Raw genomic sequence first — 2,098 nt, 5'->3', positions numbered from 1 at the left:
CCTCGGCCCACGGGCTCGCCGCGCTGCACGGCAGTGCGGGCGACGTCGCCGTGGCCGGGTACGTGCTCGGCGGCGGCCTGTCGTTCTACGGCCGTGCGCACGGCCCGGCGTCCTCCCACGTGCGCGCCGTCGAGCTCGTGACGGCCGACGGCACGATCGTGCGCGCGAGCGACGACGAGCACCCGGACCTGTTCTGGGCGCTTCGCGGCGGAGGCGGCGGCAACTTCGGCGTCGTCGTGGCCGTCGAGATCGACCTGATCCCGGTGCGCGACGTCGTCGCAGGAATGCTCCTCTGGGACCTGGCGCGCGCCGGCGACGTGACCCGCGCCTGGGCTCGCTGGACCGCGGCCGTTCCCGAATCGGCGACGACCTCGCTGCGCTTCATGCGCTTCCCGCCGGCCCCGGAGCTGCCGCCCTTCCTCAGCGGTCGGAACCTCGTCGTCATCGACGGCGCCATCCTCGAGGACGACGGCCGTGCGGCGGAGCTGCTGGCCCCGCTCCGGGCGCTCGACCCCGAGATCGACACGTTCGCCCGCATCCCGGCCGCCGGGCTCGTCGACGTCCACATGGACCCGCCCGGCCCGGTGCCGGGCGTGAGCGACCACGCGATGCTCGGCGAGCTGCCGGATGCCGCGATCGATGCGCTCCTCGCGGCGGCCGGGCCGGGGGTCGAGATCCCCCTCATGGTCGCCGAACTGCGCCACCTGGGAGGTGCGCTCGCGCGTCCCGGCGACGGCGCACTCGCCCGCCTCGACGGCGCCTACGCGCTGTTCGCACTGTCGCCCGCCCCGACACCCGAGATGGCCGCGATCGGCACGACGGTCACGAGCGAGGTCGTGGCGGCACTCGCACCGTGGGCGAACGGGACCGCGTTCCTGAACTTCGCCGAGCGCGGGATCGACGTCTCGACCGCGTTCGACGCGGCGGCCTGGGCACGCCTCGTCGCCGTCCGGCGCGCCGTCGACCCGGACGGCGTGTTCGCGGCGGCCCACCCGATCGGCGAGCGCCGATGACCGCCGTCCGAGCCGCGCAGCGCGCCGACGGCGCGCGCGTGCCCCGCACGATCACTCGCACCATCACCACCACATCGAAGGAGACCAACATGTCCATCCGCCGCATCACGGTGGCGAGCACGCTCGTCGCGCTCGTCGCCGCCGCCCCTGCGCTTCCCGCCCAGGCGGCCCAACCGTCCGACGAGCCCGGCCGGCCGGACCACGCGAGCCAGGCCGCGCTGGTCGCCCAGGTTCGCGCGGGCACGGCGCGCTTCCACGACGTCGACGTCGCCATCGCCGAGGGATACCTCGACACCCACGAGTGCTCGGCGAGCCCGGCGGGCGCCATGGGCATCCACTTCATCAACCCGGCGCTCATCGCGCCCGGCGCACCCGTCGACCCGTCCCGTCCGCCCGTGCTCATGTACGGCCCGTCGGCGTCCGGCGAGCTCGAGTTGTGGGGCGCCGAGTTCTTCGAGCCGGATGTCGGGCAGCCCACGCCGATGTTCGGGACCGTCCCGTTCGACGGCCCGATGCCCGGCCACGACGCGGAGATGCCGGTGCACTACGACCTGCACGTCTGGACGGGCAAGCACAACCCGGCGGGTCTCCACGCGCCCTTCAATCCGTCGCTCTCCTGCTGAGCGGATGCCGCGTGCCGGTCGGGTCCTGAGGGGCCCGGCCGGAGCCCGGCGTCAGTCGTCCGACGCCGGGCTCGCGGCGAGCGCCGTCGCCCTCACGCCGCGCACGATCCTCGGTATGTATCGCATTGCGATATAACGCTGGGCGTCATACACTGCGACCAGACCCGAGACGCGGCATCAGCCCGCAGTGGAGGTGGTCGGGATGGACGGACGCAACGGACGCACATGGTGGATCGCCGGGGCGGTCGCCGCTCTCGCGGTCGGCACCCTGTCGTGGGTGCAGTCGATCGGCTACTGGGTGCAGCGCGGGGCCGGCGCCGCCGAGCCCGCGTTCATGTTCATCGACCACGACGGGCCGAGCGTGACCGGGGCGCTGCTCGGCACCGTGTTCCTGGCGATCGGCGCGCTCTGCGCGGCCATGGCGGGGCGCCGCTCGCGGCGCCGAGCCTGAACCGGCGGCCG

At 74.4% G+C, this 2,098-nt stretch carries 3 protein-coding genes; all 3 read left to right on the top strand.

The features are described 5' to 3' along the window. Positions 1 to 1,013: FAD-binding oxidoreductase (locus ESO86_RS15905; RefSeq protein WP_129235831.1), on the top strand; the 1,013-nt coding region annotated here is incomplete at its 5' end. Next, positions 1,010 to 1,636 (top strand): hypothetical protein, encoded by a 627-nt coding sequence (locus tag ESO86_RS15900; RefSeq protein WP_129235830.1) that lies wholly within the window; start codon positions 1,010 to 1,012, stop codon positions 1,634 to 1,636. The genes ESO86_RS15905 and ESO86_RS15900, both read left to right, overlap by 4 nt. 202 nt (positions 1,637 to 1,838) lie before the next feature. Further along, entirely contained in the window at positions 1,839 to 2,087 is a 249-nt protein-coding gene (locus ESO86_RS19235) for a hypothetical protein (RefSeq protein WP_165308038.1), read from the top strand. Positions 2,088 to 2,098: the final 11 nt, after the last annotated feature.

The sequence above is a fragment of the Agromyces binzhouensis genome (assembly GCF_004135055.1).
In the GTDB taxonomy this organism is placed as follows: Bacteria; Actinomycetota; Actinomycetes; order Actinomycetales; family Microbacteriaceae; genus Agromyces; species Agromyces binzhouensis.
The sequence above is the reverse complement of the archived record's forward strand: the minus strand, read 5'-3'. Positions and strand labels throughout refer to the sequence as shown.